Origin of the sequence: Hafnia paralvei ATCC 29927 (assembly GCF_001655005.1) — a bacterium.
GTDB classification, from domain to species: Bacteria; Pseudomonadota; Gammaproteobacteria; order Enterobacterales; family Enterobacteriaceae; genus Hafnia; species Hafnia paralvei.
This window is the reverse complement of record NZ_LXET01000044.1, coordinates 1-16,532: the sequence shown is the minus strand read 5'-3', so window position 1 is coordinate 16,532 and position 16,532 is coordinate 1. Positions and strand designations below refer to the sequence as shown.

The following is a 16,532-nucleotide window of genomic DNA, read 5'->3' as shown; positions in this document are numbered from 1 at the left end:
CAAGCGTCTTTCATGGCGTTTGTTATCGATACTGTTTTAGCGATAAATCGTCTTAGCGGATTTTCTTAAAGGCATGCCGAATTTGTAGCATGTTGATAAGCACCAGCGCCGCGGTAAAAATAAATACCCAACGAAATCCCAGTACTGCCGAAACACTCGATCCCAGCATCGGGCCAATCACATTGCCTAAATACATGAAAGATTGGTTATAACCAAATATGCGGCCCGTAACGCGATCGCTGGAATATTTCAAAAGCAACGTCTGTACTGCCGGCATCAGTGCCCCATCGGCAAAGCCGAGCATAAAGCGTAAAATGCCAAGCTGTAGCGGCGAAGTCACCCATGCCATCAAGCCGAAAAGCACAACGGTAAATCCAAGGGCAGCGACTAGGATCCTTCCAGTGCCGATCCGGTCGCCTAAGCCTCCTAATCGAGGGGCTGATACCAGTGCGGCTAAGCCGGGAACAGCGGCGATCATTCCACTAACAAACGCAATATTGCTGGTGTCAGAGGCTAATTGCCGAATAAACAGCGTCAAAATTGGGCTGATCGATGCATTTGCCAACTGAATCATCAATGTCGTGACAAACAGCGCGATAATTATTGTGGGATACGGGAGGGAGCGAAAGACTTCTTTGCCTGTTAACTGATCTTCTTTTTTGACCGTAATGCGTCGTTCTTTGATTAAAAATAGCGTCACGAAGAAACTGACAAACATCATGGCCGCGGTAGAGAAAAATACCGTGCGCAGGCCAAGATGATCCGCCATCAATCCTCCGAGCAATGGTCCTGCAATCACTCCACAGATTTGTCCTGTTGAAAGCGTACCAAGCGCCCAGCCGCTTTTTTCACGCGGAACCTGTGAGGCGACAAGTGCCATAGCATTGGGGATATAGCCGGAGGTCAAACCCATCAGTGCACGTAGAGCAAACAGTTGCCAGACGTTAGTGGCCATACCTTGAAGTGCAATAACCACCCCCATACCCAGAGAGGCGCGCAGTAACATCAGCTTACGACCCTTACGGTCGGCTAAACTTCCCCATAGGGGAGCCACAAGGGCTGATACCATAAAAGTGGCACTGAAAACTAAACCAGACCATAAGCTTAGTGATTCATGGTTATGTACGCCGAGTTGTTCTACGTACAGCGGCAAGAAAGGCAAGATTTGGCTCATCGCTAAGCCTGTAAAAAAGCAGCCAAACCATACCGAGATGAGGTTTACTTTCCAAGATTCCATGATGTCTCGACGGCAAGGGGAGAGCCAGATTGCGGATTTTCTATGTGATAATATCACTCGGAGCGGCAGTTTTGTTACTTAAAAAAAGTAAAAAGAAATGGCGTTTTGTTTTCAATGCATTGAATTGACGAATCTTTATCACATTTGCTAACAGTTTCTCGCCATGAAAGAAGGTTTATTTACATTTTCAGTTTTGTCTAGCGCCTAAACTAACCTCATATATCACGTCAATTTGGATGTGATGTTCGATTGAAAACTAAAATGATAATGGGAGTTTGTATGTTGACATTGAATGCTGCTGAAACCGCGCTGGTGCTTATTGACTTACAGGAAGGCATTCTACCTTTTGCTGGCGGCCCGCACTTGGCAGCTGATGTTGTAGCAAGATCGGCGCGTATCGCTGAACATTTTCGTCAACGTAATGCGCCGGTCATTTTAGTTCGCGTAGGCTGGTCAGCGTCTTTTGAAGAGGCGCTAAAGCAACCGGTAGATGCCCCCGCGCCAGCGCATGCGCTGCCTGAGAATTGGTGGGATTTTCCTGAAGCACTGAATGTACAGCCGGAAGATATTGAAGTGATTAAACATCAGTGGGGAGCATTCTATGGCACCGATCTGGATCTCCAACTGCGTCGCCGCGGCATCCGTAATATCGTTTTAGCAGGGATCTCAACGAATATCGGTGTGGAATCCACGGCACGCAATGCTTGGGAACATGGCTATGCGGTAGTGATTGCAGAAGATGCTTGTAGTGCGTTTGATGATATTCAGCATCAGCATAGCTTTAAGTATATTTTTCCTCGCATCTCTCGTGTTTCAGACAGCGAGAAAATTATTGCTGCGCTGCGATAAGCGCTACGATGAAATATTATTTGTGTTCATTTCCGCGGTAGCTTAGTTTGCGGAAATATCAGCAGGGAGCAGAGAGTGAAAGAGACAAAATTTAGCGGTTTTACTCAGCAAGGGCTTAATTTTTTGCAGCAGGTGCGGGTAGAAAATAGTAAAGAGTGGTTTGAAGAGCATCGTTCGGTTTACAACCAACATGTTTTGACGCCGTTTCGCGCCTTAGTGGATGAGCTTGCGACGCCAATGCTGAAGATTGATCCTCAGTTTGAAACGCGTCCTGCTATTGGTAAAACGTTATCGCGTATCCATCGCGACACGCGTTTCTCCCATGATAAGTCGCGCTATCGCAGCCAGATGTGGCTTACATTCAAACGTCATTCCAAAGAGTGGACCGATGCTCCAGTGTTCTTCTTTGAAATCAGCCCAGATACGCTGCGCTACGGGCTTGGCTATTACTCTGCATCCAAAGGTACGATGGATCGTTTCCGTCATCTGGCGCTGCGTCAGCCGGAGGAGTTTGCGGCGGCAACAGCCTGTTGTAAAAAGCCTTTTGAGCTGGTGGGGGATATGTATAAGCGCCCATTGGTGAAGGAGCAGGATCCTGCCATCGCGAATTGGTATAACCGCAAAACCTTTGCCGTGATGGTGACAGACCATCAGGTAGAACAGCTTTTTTCATCTACGTTGCCAGAGATGCTCGCGAAGAGATTTACCCAACTCGCTCCGCTATACCAGTTTCTCATGAAGGTTGAGATGCTAAAACAGGTGCCATTAGAGGATCTCTAGACAGGCGACTAACGCCATTCGAGCATTTATTAAATGAACGGTTCTAGACAAGAATATACCGTAGTGATTTTCAGCATAAAAAATCCCGTAACGCGATCGGCGTTACGGGATATATCGCGGCTCTTGGGCGAACGGTTATTTAGGCATGGTTGCCTTCGTCGCCTTGGGGGTGAAAGGATCGTTCCCCAGAGAGCTGTAGGCGACTTGCTTTAATGCAAAGTTCATCACCGTAGGTGAAGGGTGCTTTTGGTTTGAGATAAATGGATACTTCGCCACTAACTCCTGACTTTTAATGCCCGTCCACTCCGAGAATAGATGCAAGAAATCCTCAGCCGAGCGACGTGCTTTGATCACTCTACGGCGAGTGTCATCGGAGGACAGTATCATTAGCGGAACCTGATAGTTCTGCTGATATTTATCATCGTGTGACAAAAATTCATTGCTGGTGCCTTTTTCGTGAAACGCCAGTCCATGATCGGAGAAATAGATCATCGAGAAGTTCTGTCCGCTGCCTTTGAGCTGGTTATAAAGCTGGCTCAGGAAACTGTCGGTTTGCGTGATGCTGTATAGGTAGCAAGAGGTCTCTTTTGAATGAACGAAAGTATCGTAGCGCCCGCCGGTGCGGTCACAGGCTTTTGGATGAGAACCAATTAAGTGATAGACCACTAATTTAGGTCCGTCAGTCTGAGCCTGAAGCGCATCCTCAGTAAAACGTAGGAGGTCGAAGTCGGAGGTCGCTTTGCCATCTTCAAAATCGCCTTTTTTCAGGAAACGTACATCGTCAGCACGCTTAGCAACGCTGGCGACTACGGTATCATAGCGTCCAATTTGTCCTTGATTGGAAAACCAATAGGTGTGAAAACCGGCTTTTTTAGCCAGTGTAATGATGCTGTTTTGGTATTCAGGCTTACCGTCGCGAACCAGATTCAACGTTTGTCCCAATGATTTTTGAGTCGATGGAGCGGCTGAAATGTAATCATTGAAGAAAGTACCAATGACTTGGCTTTCGAACGGCGTATTGTTCCACTTGCCGCCAAAGCTGCCGTGAGCATCGCGACGTGCGCTTTCACCGATAACCAGCACGTACACCTGCCGCTTCGCTTTTACATCTTCTACGTGCCAAGTATCAGGCACGGAGGATAATTCTTTCATCCGCGCCATTTCGGCATCGACTTCTTTCTTACCATTGGTCACATCTTCAACAAAACGCACGACGGGGTAACCTGTGTCGCTAAGTTTAAATTCACCGCCGGCTCTCAGATTAGTCACCGGTGCCAGTAACAACGCACCAATGAAAGAAAATAGGAAAAGCGATTTAGCCATCGTCCAGCGGCGTATTTGCGGCGTTTTTCTGCGTAGGATAAAAATACCTAAAATGAAAATAAATACCGCAATCAGATAGTCCCAGTAAGGGAATATCTGCATCATTTCGCCCGCTTCTTCTGGGTTCGTCGAGTATAGAGACAAAATGGAATTGAAGTTCGGCGGTCCAAACACGCGACCAAACGGGTAGTAAAACGCGGCAGTAAGTATACAAATAAACAGCACCACTTTTTGAATGCGGGGGAGGTAACTGCCCAATAGCAAGAAAAAGCAGCCTAATCCGATAGCATAGACCACGCTAAATTCGTAACCGAGCCCCAGGTTAATCAGAGCAGCTAAAACAAAATAGAGCAGTGTATAAGGGGTTAGTAATTCGCGAGTCTTATTCTCTGGCTCGAAAGGATTTGATGTTAAGTTCATTTTTATTATCTGAAAGGGTGCAGTGCACCAAAATTAACCGCGGGATCCATCTTCACTCACCTACAGACTCATCGCTGCCTTTGGTATGTTGTGAAGGTGTTTCCATTGTACTGTCTTTACCGGTTTCAAAATCCCGAGCAAAGCTGCAAGAAGATATGCTGAGCGAGATTGAATAGCAACAGAAACAGCGGGGCTGCGGTGTGATTTAGGATGCAAATTTAAGACAACAGCGCATTGCCAAAATTTGGCTACGCATTATAGCGAAAAGTTTAAGGACTCAGGGGATTAACAGAAGAAAAAACCGCGATTGAAAGTGTCAACCAAATGATACCGAGTAGCTCGATATCATTTGGTGATAGCCGCGTTAAGCGCCCTTATGTTGGGTGTTAATTCCTTGTGCGTTATGTGACAACATTTGGTTATTTAAATTAATCGACTGTTGGTCGGTTAATGCATCAGGTGGGATATTCATATGGCGTAAAACATCTCCCATGATTTGACCAAATATTGGCCCAGCCACCGAGCCGCCGAAGTGCTTTCCTGCGTTTGGATGGTTTACCATTACAACCAGTGCAACGCGCGGATCGCTCGCTGGAGCGACGCCCGCGGTGTAGTTCACGTAGCCGCCGTCATACTTTCCGCTGTCCCCCATTTTTTCTGCAGTACCGGTTTTTATGGCTAAACGGTAGCCTGGCACAGCTGCAGTCACGCCGCTGCCACCCGGTAAAGCATCACTTTCCATCATATGGACTACGGTGCGAACGATGTTCTCATCCATCACTCGCGTTCCCAGAACAGGAGGTGTGACTTTGGTAATTGAAACTGGACGGAAAATACCAAAGGAGCCGATAGTGGCGTATTCACGCGCCATTTGTAGAGGAGTGACACGCAAACCATAGCCGAAAGAGAATGTAGCGCGTTCAATATCAGACCAGCGTTCGCGATGCAGTGGAAAATAACCGCTACTTTCTCCTCCAATCCCAAGTCCGGTGGAAACACCTAGCCCAAAGCTATGATAGAGATTCACGAGCACGTCAGAAGGCATAGCCAGTGCAATGTGTGATACTCCGATGTCACTCGATTTTTGCAAGATACCGGTAATCGTGAGGCGCGACCAGTGCCCAACGTCCTTGATCAAATGCCCGTTGACGGGATATGGCGTCGTATCGATAACGGAATCAGGACGAATCAGATGGCGTGCCAATCCAGCCATCACCACCAAGGGTTTAACCGTTGAACCTGGCTCGAAACTATCGGATATCGCCACGTTGCGCATATCCTTTTGCGGCACGCCTTGGTAATTATTCGGATTATAAGAGGGATAACTCGCCATCCCTAAAATTTCACCGGTATTAACATCCACCAACACTGCCGCGCCGGAATCGGCTTTATTCAGCAAAACGCCTTCGCGTAGGTGTGAGTAAAGCGCGTATTGCAGGTAACGGTCGATGCTGAGGCTGAGCGTAGGGGCTTGCTGTGCCGGATCGTCTTCCATAAGGCTAACCACGTTGCCATAACGATCTTTACGATAAACGCGATGCCCAGGTTTCCCTTGCAAAAGGTTGTTAAAACCACTCTCTATACCGTCTAAGCCTTGCTGATCTAATCCAACGATACCGATAAGATTAGAGGCTGCATCGCTCATCGGATAATAACGGCTGGAGTCAGACGGCGTGGATATTCCATATATATGAAGCTTGTTAACATATTCCGCAATACCTGATTCAACCTGGCGGCCAAGATAGATAAAGTGGCGATGCGCGTTATCGAGTATCTTTGCCTTGATATCACTTTCTGGCTGTGAAAGCGCCGTGCTGAGATATGACCATTGCTCACTGGTTAGGTTAGGATCGCGTTCTAAGACATGGATAGGATCGGCAATAACATCATTTGACGCCACGCTGACCGCTAAAGGTTGCCCTTCGCGATCGGTAATCGTTCCACGTAAAGGTTGAGTCACCAATGAACGTAGTGAACGCTGATCGGCCTCACGCTCTAACTGAGGGTGATTCATTAACTGCAAGTAACCAACTCGACCAAGAAGTAGGGCTAGAAAAACGACAATACCCAAGCAAATTAGAACAAAACGCCCCTGAAAATAATTGCCACGCGGATTCAATGGACTTCTTTTACGCATAATTCAGCCAATAGGAAAAATTCTATATCAATAGAGTGGAGTGCTGGAATCCGCTAACTATAAAAGAGAGTGAGAAGAAAGGTTGGCTTATGAAACATTTGTTCGCACTTCAATTATCATTGAAATAAATGAAACAAATAAAAATAAAGCGATTAAAAACGAATCTCTCTCAAGCCAATGATGCCGCTAGAGCCAACAGTATCATGCTCTCTCCACCCGCGAGTGAAAAGTGGGAATGGGAAAAATCTGGCGTGCAGTATTGTTTATGAGCTATTGATGCAGATTATTCTTTAATGATGGAAACATGCCAAACATTTATTGATATCTTTATTTTGCAATCATATTATCCGTGCACTAAGCGTATGAGGTTAAATATGAATCAAAAATTGAAGCCGTTAAGCCGAGTAGCCATTATTCTCACCGGTATTATTGGAATGGCGACTGCGCACGCCGATCTCATGGGATCGTTAAAGAGTGCAAGTGAACAGCTTTCATCCAACACGGCTAGCACATCAGGTGCGAACAGTTCATCACTACTGACCGGAGCCTTAGGATCGCTCATGGGTGGAAATGCTCAAACACTCCAGTCAACGAGCAGCGCGAATATTGGTGGCGTACTCAGCTATTGTGTACAAAATAATGTGCTGGCTGCGGGTAATCAGAAAGTGGAGTCTGTTAAAGATGCTTTGCTGAACAAACTCGGCACACAGACAGAAAGCCAATCTTACCAAAATGGTCTCAACGGTATTTTAGACCTGCAAGGTAAAGATGACGTCAATCTGAACAATTTAGGTTCAATGACGAGCGATATGAAAGCGAAGATCAAAACTAAAGTGTGCGGTATGGTTTTAGATCAGGCGAAAAAAATCGTCTAAATTCAGCGTTTATATTCTTGAGGAGTGGCATTTTTAGGCCATTCCTCTCTCATTTATTTCAAATAGCGACGACAGAAGTTACCCACCTCAGCGATGGCCATACGCGATTCTTTCATGCGTGGCACTAGATATTGCCAAACGTGCCACATTCCTTGCCAGTAAGAAAATAGAACTTCACTCCCTGACTTTTGTGCTTTTTCTGCCAATCGTTGTGCATCGCTGAAAAGGATTTCCTCACTGCCAACCTGAATCAATAACGGTGGTAACCCCTCTAATTGACCAAATAAGGGGGAAACATCAGGATTAGTGAGCGGCGTTGATCCACAGTAAGCGTTTACACAATGAGAGGCCTGTTGAATGTGAGGAGCGAAAAACGGATCGCGCTTTAATCGAGTCTTGACCGATTCGCCACTCATAGTGAGATCGACCCACGGGCTGAGTACTGCGATAGCCGCGGGGCGAGGGAGCGTGGAAATTGATTTAATCCGCAAAGCTAATGCAAGTGCTAAACCCCCGCCAGCAGAGTCACCCATGAGAAAAATACGCTTAGTATTGATGTTAGGTTGCACGCAAAGCCAGCGATAAACGGTTTCTGCATCGTCTAGCGCGGCGGGATAAGGGGATTCGGGAGCCAAGCGGTAATCAATCAGAAGCAGCGGAATTTTTGCTGCATCGGCAATAAAAGAGGCCATAGAACGGTGGCTTGAGCATGAACCCATGTGATAAGCGCCGCCGTGTAAGTAAAGAATGACAGCATCAGCACACGCATTCTCAGGTGTCAGCCATTCTGCGTAGATACCGGAGAGTTCCACGCTGCTCAGGCGTACACCATTGGCCAGCGGCATGCGCTCACCCAATTCATCCATTTGTTTACGCACGGTAGCAACGTCACTGAGGTCGGCTTGTGCAAAATGGCGCTTAATCACAAACTTGAAGAGATGGCTTTTTAGACTGCGCATCTGAATTCCCTTTCAAACAAACTCATAAAGATATTGAGAGCTATTTAGGCTCGCACATCCTGATATTCTGGTGTGGTATCAAACTCATGTTTAGCAAATGGACATAACGGGATGATTTTGCGATTTTCCCTGCGCATTTTCTCCACGACTTTAGCCACTAGTCGCTTACCCACGCCTTGACCTTTGAGCGTCTCGTCGACATCCGTGTGATCGATGATGGCAAGATGCTCACCTGTTAGCACAAATACGACTTCAGCGATCAAGTTACCTTGAGCGTCATTGATATAAAAATTGTTGTCACCTTCTAGGATTTCCACCGCAGACTCCCTATTTTTGATGATATTTAAGCGCGCCGCTTGGGCAGGTGTTGATAACGCTCATGACGGTGTTCACGTCGACGCTATCAGGCATAATCCACGGTTGGCGATCTAATTTGAAAAGATGGCTATTTCCTCGCACACAGTTGCCGGAATGCTGACAGATGCTCAGATTGAAATAAACATCAATGTCTTTGCCGTGGTACTGGCGGTAGCCAGCATCAAGTAGTTCTTGATCCATCGTGATTCTCCTACGGCATTGTTGTTGGTCAGTTGACAAGTACTGACGTAATTATGGTTATAGAACATAAGTACTAGACTAACCAAAAAACGTCGTGAGAGGCATCAACGTCATTGTATAGGGCCTAAATTAGGAATTGACCTTATAACGGTACAATTAAAACGTCAGTGTGTGTTTTATCAATAATATGGGTTGCTGAATTCAATATTCTTTTCAAGAAACCTTCACAGTGGTTACCGCATATCACTAAATCAACGGGATCTTCTTTGCACGCGTAGATCACACCATCAGCCAGTTCTCCATTGCAGACAATGGTACGACTAATGGGATAATCTGCCTGTTGACGTAGCTCCTCTAAAAACAAGTTAGCTTCTTCATGAATCAGTTCACGTAGCGAACCGAGCATGGAGCCTGCAAAGCTAGCAGTAAGATCGGCTTCGTTACATAAGGTCAGTAGTGTGATTGAGCCCTGATACGGGCGAACAATAGCGATAGCCTTTTCAACTAACTTGATGCTGTCCGGTGCCTGCGCAACGGCAACGAGTACTCTCCTGTAGCTCATCTCTGCCCCCATTCCCTATGACAATAAAAACATTTTAAAGAATAGACCACAGATTAGCTGTGGTGAAAATCACAATCAGTTTTTGCTTCTGGACAAATAGCACTTATATCTAAGAACCCACTTCGATAAGCGTATGGCTAATTTCTAAACGAAATAGGGGGGAGAACGTGAAATAACTCTTTATGTGTAGCGTGAATAGTCTGGTACCTATGGGGATATTAGGGGGGATTTAATGTGCAAAAAAGAATAAGCCAATACGAATAAGGAATAAGCATGAAGGGAAATAGGTCAGTAAGGCACGGAGGGAGAAAATAAAATGAATGGTATTATTTTGGTTTCATCTATCGGTTGAAACCGTTTACACAGTGACGGATTTCACGTTATTCACATTTGTTCAGCATCTTTCTCAAGGTAAGCTAAAAATTTATAAAATGATGTTTCGATTTAACGGCCTAAATAACCCTAAAATTCACCACTAGCAGCAACATAATTTACAAGGGTTATTTATAGAATCTATATGGCTACTCCGTTGTTAGGTCTAAATACTCAGTAAAGCTATATATGTAGCGTTTTAAGCTTTTAATTTGCTTTTTGAGAATTTTTAACTCGAAATATCCGTATTTTTTATATGATTATTGTGAATGATATGTTTGAGATTCAATTGCTTAGCATGTCCTAAAGTGGCTCATACTTTTTGACCGATTAATGAACTATTAAGTGATTAGTAATATTTATTTACTGATTTTTTGTGATGCGCATCACGTTTTTCTCAAATTAATCTGAGGCGCTCGTTGTATATATCTCTTAATCGGGGGTAGAGTTGCCACGAATCAGGAATATTCTTATTTTTTTATGAATGTCCTTTGAACCGGTAGTCTGAAAAATTGTACGTCTAAGATACAACTTCCAGCGTAATTACGGTTGAGTCCCTTGAGTTTTTTGGGGGGCCTCGGTGAGGTTAGGCTTTCATTTGAGCAGATAGTTATCAGGCACCATTACTTTTCGCACTTTGGCGCGTTATGGGTAATTGGTGCATTTCATTATGTTGGCGAACAAAAATTTAACAGGGGGAGATAATGAGTACCTCTGAAATACTCAAGCATATTTATGACATCAATTTGTCATATTTGTTATTAGCGCAACGCTTAATTCACGAAGAGAAGGCCTCAGCGATGTTCCGGTTGGGGATTAACAATGAAATGGCTGACTCATTGGCTCTTTTGACCCTGCCACAAATGGTCAAATTGGCAGAAACCAACCAGTTGGTGTGCCAGTTTCGTTTCAGCGATCACGAAACGATTCAAAAACTAACGCAAGAGTCTCGCGTTGACGATCTCCAGCAGATTCACACTGGGATTATGCTTTCCAGCCATTTGTTGAAACAACTTTCGCCAACTGATACCTGCCCCCCTCACAAAAGAGTCTGATAATGAGCGAAAAAAGCATTATTCAGGAAGCCCGCGATATTCAACTGGCGATGGAACTTATCTCTCTGGGGGCTCGCCTCCAGATGTTAGAAAGTGAAACGCAATTGAGCCGTGGCCGTCTTATTCGGCTCTATAAAGAGCTGAGAGGTAGTCCTCCGCCAAAAGGCATGTTACCGTTTTCGACGGACTGGTTTATGACGTGGGAACAGAACATTCATTCATCAATGTTCTACAACGTCTATGCCTTCATGATAAAAAGTCAATCATGCCGTGGCGTGGAGGCGGTTATCCGCGCGTACAAACTGTATCTTGAACAGTGTCCGGTGCCTCCAGGTGAGCAGCCTGTTCTGGCTCTGACACGAGCGTGGACGTTGGTTCGCTTTGTTGACAGCGGGATGTTGGAGTCTGCTCCATGCTCTTGCTGTGGGGGTTCATTTATTGCCCATGCACATCAGCCATTAAGCTCATTTGTATGCAGTTTGTGCCAACCGCCATCACGAGCGATAAAAAAACGTAAACTTTCTGACAATCTTGCCGATATGTTCCCACAATTGCTCAATGAGCAAGAGAAACGCGTGGTGTAACCTGATTGAGGCAATCAGTCTTATAGGTTGGCGATCGGTGGTGTGGCTTTAAACGATGTTATCAGGTCAACCCACCGGTTATCTTCCTTTCGAGCCGTCATCCGACGGCCTCTGAATTCTCCTTCTCCGTCCTCCCGGACAGCGCGTTACACCCAATTTCCATTTTGAGCATTAAGGAATTCGCGTGCTTATTCTATTGGGTTATGCCGTTGTAACAATCGCCGTTCTTGGCGGTTATGTGATCGTGGGGGGGCATCTTGGTGCTCTGTATCAGCCTGCTGAACTTCTGATTATTGCCGGTGCTGGTATTGGCGCTTTCATCGTTGGGAACAACGGTAAAGCCATCAAAGCGACACTCCGTACGCTACCCAAGCTGGGGCGCAGTGCTAAATATAACAAAGCGCTTTATATGGACGTGATGGGGTTGATGTATCTGTTGCTCGCTAAGGCGCGCCAGCAGGGGATGCTCACGCTTGAGCGCGATATCGAAAATCCGCAAGAAAGTGAACTTTTCTCTAATTATCCACGGATTCTGGCCGATAAGATCCTCATTGAGTTCATCACGGACTACATGAGATTGATGGTGAGCGGCAACATGAATGCGTTTGAAATTGAAGCCCTGATGGATGAAGAGATCGAAACTTTCGAGAGCGAGGCGGAAGGGCCTGCTGACAGTCTGGCGATGGTCGGCGACTCCTTGCCCGCGTTTGGTATCGTGGCCGCAGTGATGGGCGTTGTGCATGCGCTTGCGTCGGCCGACCGACCAGCTGCGGAGCTGGGTGCGCTGATTGCGCATGCCATGGTTGGGACTTTCCTCGGGATCCTGTTGGCCTATGGGTTTGTTTCGCCGTTGGCTTCTCTGATGCGCCAAAACTGTGCCGAAACCGTCAAAATGATGCAGTGCATCAAAACTACGCTGTTATCGAGTTTACATGGCTATGCTCCACAGATTGCGGTCGAGTTTGGTCGCAAAACGCTGTATTCCACCGAGCGTCCGTCATTTATGGAGCTTGAAGAACATGTGCGTCAGGTGAAATCACCTGCGGCGCAGCAGTCGGCGGTGGAAGAGGAAGTATGAAGAATGGCAACCGCCCGATAATTCTGGTTAAGAAGCGTAAACCCTCGAAAAAAGGGGGGCACCACGGTGGCTCATGGAAAATCGCTTACGCCGATTTTATGACGGCGATGATGGCCTTCTTTTTAGTGATGTGGCTGCTGGCGATAGCCAGCCCGCAGGAGTTAACCAAGATTGCTGAGTATTTCCGTACACCGTTGGCAGTCGCGTTGACTCACGGCGATCGTTCCAGCGCCAGCACCAGCCCCATTCCCGGTGGCGGCGACGACATGATGCAAAAAGAGGGTGAGGTGGCTAAATCAATGCCCGATCCTGCCACTAAAGCGGATAGCGAAAGGCTTAAGAAACTGCGTAAGCAGATTGACCAACTCATTCTGACCGACCCAAGGCTCAAAGCGTTACAGCCGCATCTGCTGATTAACATGATGGATGAAGGGTTACGCATCCAGATCATCGATAGCCAAAACCGACCGATGTTTGAAAACGGTAGTGCCAGAGTAGAACCCTATATGCGCGATATCTTGCGTGCGATAGCGCCGATTCTGAATGACGTACCGAACAAGATTAGTCTTTCTGGCCATACCGATGATTTGCCTTATGCCAGCGGTGAGCGCGGATACAGTAACTGGGAACTTTCAGCCGATCGCGCCAATGCCTCGCGTCGAGAACTCATTGCGGGCGGCTTAGCGGAAGGAAAAATTCTGCGCGTGGTCGGTATGGCAGACACCATGAGCCTGAAATCGCAAACCAGCGACGCCGCAATTAACCGTCGAATCAGCATTTTGGTATTGAACAAAAGTGCGCAACATAACATTGAGCATGAGAATTCAGAAAGTCAGGAGATGGATTTTTCCAATCCTGCAGCGATGAAGCAGTGGAGCGAAGGAGGCGCGGTAAATCTTGCGCCACAGGCGTCACCGGTACAGACCAGCCCGCTGGCGCCGATGAATGACCATATTATTACGACAACACCGACCGAAAAGAGGTGACCTGTGAGCATGGATATTACTGCGTTTTATCAAACGTTCTTTGATGAAGCCGATGAACTGCTGGCAGATATGGAGCAGCACCTACTGGAGCTGGACCCAGAAGAGCCAGATATAGAACAACTTAACGCGATTTTCCGTGCCGCGCACTCCATTAAAGGCGGTGCCGGAACCTTTGGTTTCAATATATTGCAAGAAACCACGCATTTGCTGGAAAACCTACTCGACGGTGCGCGCCGCCATGAAATGCGCCTGAGCACCGATATCATCAACCTGTTTCTGGAAACCAAAGATATTATGCAGGACCAGCTCGATGCCTATAAATCCGCGCAGGATCCCGATCACGCCAGTTTTGAATATATCTGTCAGGCATTAAGGCAGTTAGCATTAGAAGCTCAAGACGTGAGTGGATCTGCCACTGCGGAAAACCCGCATCTTAAAGCCGTTACCGAAGAAAACGCAGATGCCGATCAGAATACCAACAACGACGGTGCTCAAGCGTCGACGTTACCCGATGGCTGCATATCTCTCTCGCTGTGTGGACTAAAACCGCAAGAAGTCGCTCTGATGCTAGAAGAGCTCGGCAATTTAGGGACGGTACGTGAACATACCGAAACGGCTCATGGCTTAGACGCTGTGCTAGAAACCACGGCCAGCGAAGATGACATAGCAGCGGTGCTCTGCTTTGTATTAGAACCTGAGCAAATCGCGTTCAATCATACACTGCCTGAAAAGGCAGAAAACACGGTTTCGCAACCGGCTGCGCCAACAGCTGAGGCCCAGCCTAAAACAGCGACGACGCCAGAACTAAAACTGGTTCAGGAGCCGGCAACGCCACGTACCGAAGCCCCCAAACGTACGGCAAAAGCAACGGAAAGCACCAGTATTCGCGTAGCGGTTGAGAAGGTCGATCAGCTCATTAATTTAGTTGGTGAATTGGTTATTACCCAGTCTATGCTGGCACAGCGCTCGGATATGCTAGACCCGGTCGATCACGGTGATTTACTCAACAGCCTGGGACAATTGGAGCGTAACGCGCGCGACCTGCAAGAGTCCGTCATGTCGATTCGCATGATGCCAATGGAGTACGTCTTTAGCCGTTTTCCTCGTCAGGTACGCGATCTGGCTGGCAAGCTTAACAAGCAGGTGGAAATTACGTTGCTAGGTAGCTCGACCGAACTGGATAAGAGCTTGATCGAACGCATTATCGATCCGTTAACCCATCTGGTGCGCAATAGCCTCGACCATGGCATTGAAACTCCTGAGGTACGTGTTGCGGCAGGCAAAAGTCCAGTGGGGAATCTCACGTTATCGGCAGAGCATCAGGGCGGAAATATCTACATCGAAGTGATCGATGACGGTGCTGGTTTAAACCGTGAACGTATTTTAGCTAAGGCGCGTTCGCAGGGAATGGCGGTCAGCGACACCATGACCGATGATGAAGTCGGGTTGCTGATTTTCGCACCAGGTTTCTCCACGGCAGAACAGGTTACTGATGTTTCTGGGCGCGGCGTGGGTATGGACGTCGTGAAACGAAATATTCAGGAAATGGGCGGCCACGTTGAGATCCAGTCGCGGAGCGGAAAAGGCACCACGATCCGTATCGTGTTACCGCTAACGCTGGCGATCCTCGACGGCATGTCGGTCAAGGTGAATAACGAAGTCTTTATTTTGCCGCTTAACGCCGTGATGGAATCTCTGCAACCGCGTGAAGAAGATCTTTATCCGCTGGCGGGTGGCGAGCGTGTGCTACAGGTTCGCGGTGAATATTTACCGCTGGTGGAACTGTATAGCGTGTTTGACGTTGAAGGCGCAAAAACTGATGCGATGCAGGGCATTGTGGTGATCTTGCAAAGTGCAGGGCGCCGCTATGCATTGCTGGTTGATCAGCTGATTGGTCAGCATCAGGTTGTGGTGAAGAACTTGGAAACCAACTACCGAAAAGTGCCGGGGATTTCTGCGGCGACGATTCTGGGCGATGGAAGCGTTGCGCTGATCGTCGACGTTGCCGCGCTACAGAGCATTAATCGTGAAAAACGTTCCGCGGTTTCCGCTGCATAGCGTGAACCGAATCGTTATCTATTTTAGCCAGCAGGCGACTGCTGGCGGTTAAATACCCTAATTTGTAAAGGTGAACTAACATGACAGGACTGGCTTCTGTAACCAAACTGGCGGGAGAAACTGTAGGACAGGAGTTTCTGGTTTTCACCCTCGGAGATGAAGAGTACGGCATTGATATCTTAAAAGTACAAGAGATCCGTGGCTACGATCAGGTCACACGTATTGCCAATACACCGGCTTTTATCAAGGGTGTGACCAATCTGCGTGGCGTCATTGTGCCTATCATCGATCTGCGAGTGAAGTTCTCTCAGGAAAATGTGACGTACAACGATAATACCGTTGTCATTGTGCTTAATTTCAGCCAGCGAGTTGTCGGGATTGTGGTTGACGGCGTATCGGATGTCCTGTCGTTAACTAACGAACAGATTCGCCCAGCGCCGGAGTTTGCTGTCACGCTATCCACGGAATATTTAACCGGATTAGGATCGCTTGGTGAGCGCATGCTGATCTTGGTCGATATCGAGAAGCTGTTGAGTAGTGAAGAGATGGAGTTGGTGGAGGGAATGACGGCATAAGCTGAGTGCAGATGGTGTGCACTGATCAGTTAAGGTTTAGCGCCGAAGTCTACATGAGAGCAGTTAAGGTTTCGTACGCCTAATGCACCGAAACCTGCATGCACTCTGTGCAGGCGTCCGAGTC

At 47.2% G+C, this 16,532-nt stretch carries 15 protein-coding genes and 1 pseudogene; 9 read left to right on the top strand and 7 right to left on the bottom strand.

Going from position 1 to position 16,532, the window contains the following annotated elements; all coding sequences use genetic code 11:
• Positions 1-52 precede the first annotated feature (52 nt).
• Positions 53-1,237, bottom strand: a complete 1,185-nt coding sequence (locus tag M988_RS11910; protein ID WP_064574288.1) for a multidrug efflux MFS transporter — start codon at positions 1,235-1,237, stop codon at positions 53-55.
• 279 nt (positions 1,238-1,516) lie between these two features.
• On the opposite strand from M988_RS11910, the gene M988_RS11905 reads away from it, so the two are divergent.
• A complete protein-coding gene (locus M988_RS11905; protein WP_064574286.1) occupies positions 1,517-2,086 on the top strand; it encodes a hydrolase in 570 nt (189 codons plus the stop codon).
• 75 nt (positions 2,087-2,161) lie between these two features.
• A complete protein-coding gene (locus M988_RS11900; protein WP_008813157.1) occupies positions 2,162-2,866 on the top strand; it encodes a DUF2461 domain-containing protein in 705 nt (234 codons plus the stop codon).
• Positions 2,867-3,001: 135 nt separating this feature from the next.
• Here the strand turns inward: M988_RS11900 and M988_RS11895 are convergent, their stop codons facing one another.
• Both M988_RS11895 and ftsI read right to left on the bottom strand, forming a co-directional pair.
• Entirely contained in the window at positions 3,002-4,609 is a 1,608-nt protein-coding gene (locus M988_RS11895) for a phosphoethanolamine transferase (protein WP_064574279.1), read from the bottom strand.
• A gap of 364 nt (positions 4,610-4,973) precedes the next feature.
• Positions 4,974-6,746, bottom strand: coding sequence for a peptidoglycan glycosyltransferase FtsI (gene ftsI / locus M988_RS11885; protein WP_064574275.1), 1,773 nt, complete (start codon positions 6,744-6,746; stop codon positions 4,974-4,976).
• A gap of 374 nt (positions 6,747-7,120) precedes the next feature.
• Here ftsI and M988_RS11880 point away from each other — a divergent pair, with 374 nt between their 5' ends.
• On the top strand, positions 7,121-7,621 hold the full coding sequence (locus M988_RS11880; protein ID WP_008813160.1) for a DUF2501 domain-containing protein: 501 nt from the start codon (positions 7,121-7,123) through the stop codon (positions 7,619-7,621).
• 53 nt (positions 7,622-7,674) lie between these two features.
• Here M988_RS11880 and M988_RS11875 read toward each other — a convergent pair whose 3' ends face one another.
• From M988_RS11875 to M988_RS11860, 4 genes are all read right to left on the bottom strand, one after another.
• Positions 7,675-8,580, bottom strand: coding sequence for an alpha/beta hydrolase (locus M988_RS11875; RefSeq protein WP_064574273.1), 906 nt, complete (start codon positions 8,578-8,580; stop codon positions 7,675-7,677).
• 44 nt (positions 8,581-8,624) lie between these two features.
• On the bottom strand, positions 8,625-8,897 hold the full coding sequence (locus M988_RS11870) for a GNAT family N-acetyltransferase (protein WP_008813162.1): 273 nt from the start codon (positions 8,895-8,897) through the stop codon (positions 8,625-8,627).
• A 10-nt stretch (positions 8,898-8,907) separates the two neighbouring features.
• Positions 8,908-9,138 (bottom strand): (4Fe-4S)-binding protein, encoded by a 231-nt coding sequence (locus M988_RS11865; protein ID WP_008813163.1) that lies wholly within the window; start codon positions 9,136-9,138, stop codon positions 8,908-8,910.
• Between the two features lie 142 nt (positions 9,139-9,280).
• Positions 9,281-9,700: a universal stress protein gene (locus M988_RS11860; protein WP_008813164.1), complete on the bottom strand. Its 420-nt coding sequence runs from the start codon at positions 9,698-9,700 to the stop codon at positions 9,281-9,283.
• Between the two features lie 1,076 nt (positions 9,701-10,776).
• On the opposite strand from M988_RS11860, the gene flhD reads away from it, so the two are divergent.
• From flhD to cheW, 6 genes and pseudogenes are all read left to right on the top strand, one after another.
• Positions 10,777-11,127: a flagellar transcriptional regulator FlhD gene (gene flhD, locus M988_RS11855; RefSeq protein WP_004091432.1), complete on the top strand. Its 351-nt coding sequence runs from the start codon at positions 10,777-10,779 to the stop codon at positions 11,125-11,127.
• Between the two features lie 2 nt (positions 11,128-11,129).
• Positions 11,130-11,711, top strand: coding sequence for a flagellar transcriptional regulator FlhC (gene flhC / locus M988_RS11850; protein ID WP_004091434.1), 582 nt, complete (start codon positions 11,130-11,132; stop codon positions 11,709-11,711).
• A gap of 184 nt (positions 11,712-11,895) precedes the next feature.
• A complete protein-coding gene (gene motA, locus M988_RS11845) occupies positions 11,896-12,789 on the top strand; it encodes a flagellar motor stator protein MotA (protein WP_008813165.1) in 894 nt (297 codons plus the stop codon).
• Positions 12,786-13,617: pseudogene (motB, locus tag M988_RS11840) on the top strand (flagellar motor protein MotB); the annotation flags it as partial. The gene motA and the pseudogene motB, both read left to right, overlap by 4 nt.
• Positions 13,618-13,778: 161 nt before the next feature.
• On the top strand, positions 13,779-15,833 hold the full coding sequence (cheA, locus tag M988_RS11835) for a chemotaxis protein CheA (RefSeq protein WP_095661492.1): 2,055 nt from the start codon (positions 13,779-13,781) through the stop codon (positions 15,831-15,833).
• A gap of 80 nt (positions 15,834-15,913) precedes the next feature.
• Positions 15,914-16,408, top strand: coding sequence for a chemotaxis protein CheW (cheW, locus tag M988_RS11830; RefSeq protein ID WP_008813167.1), 495 nt, complete (start codon positions 15,914-15,916; stop codon positions 16,406-16,408).
• Positions 16,409-16,532: the final 124 nt, after the last annotated feature.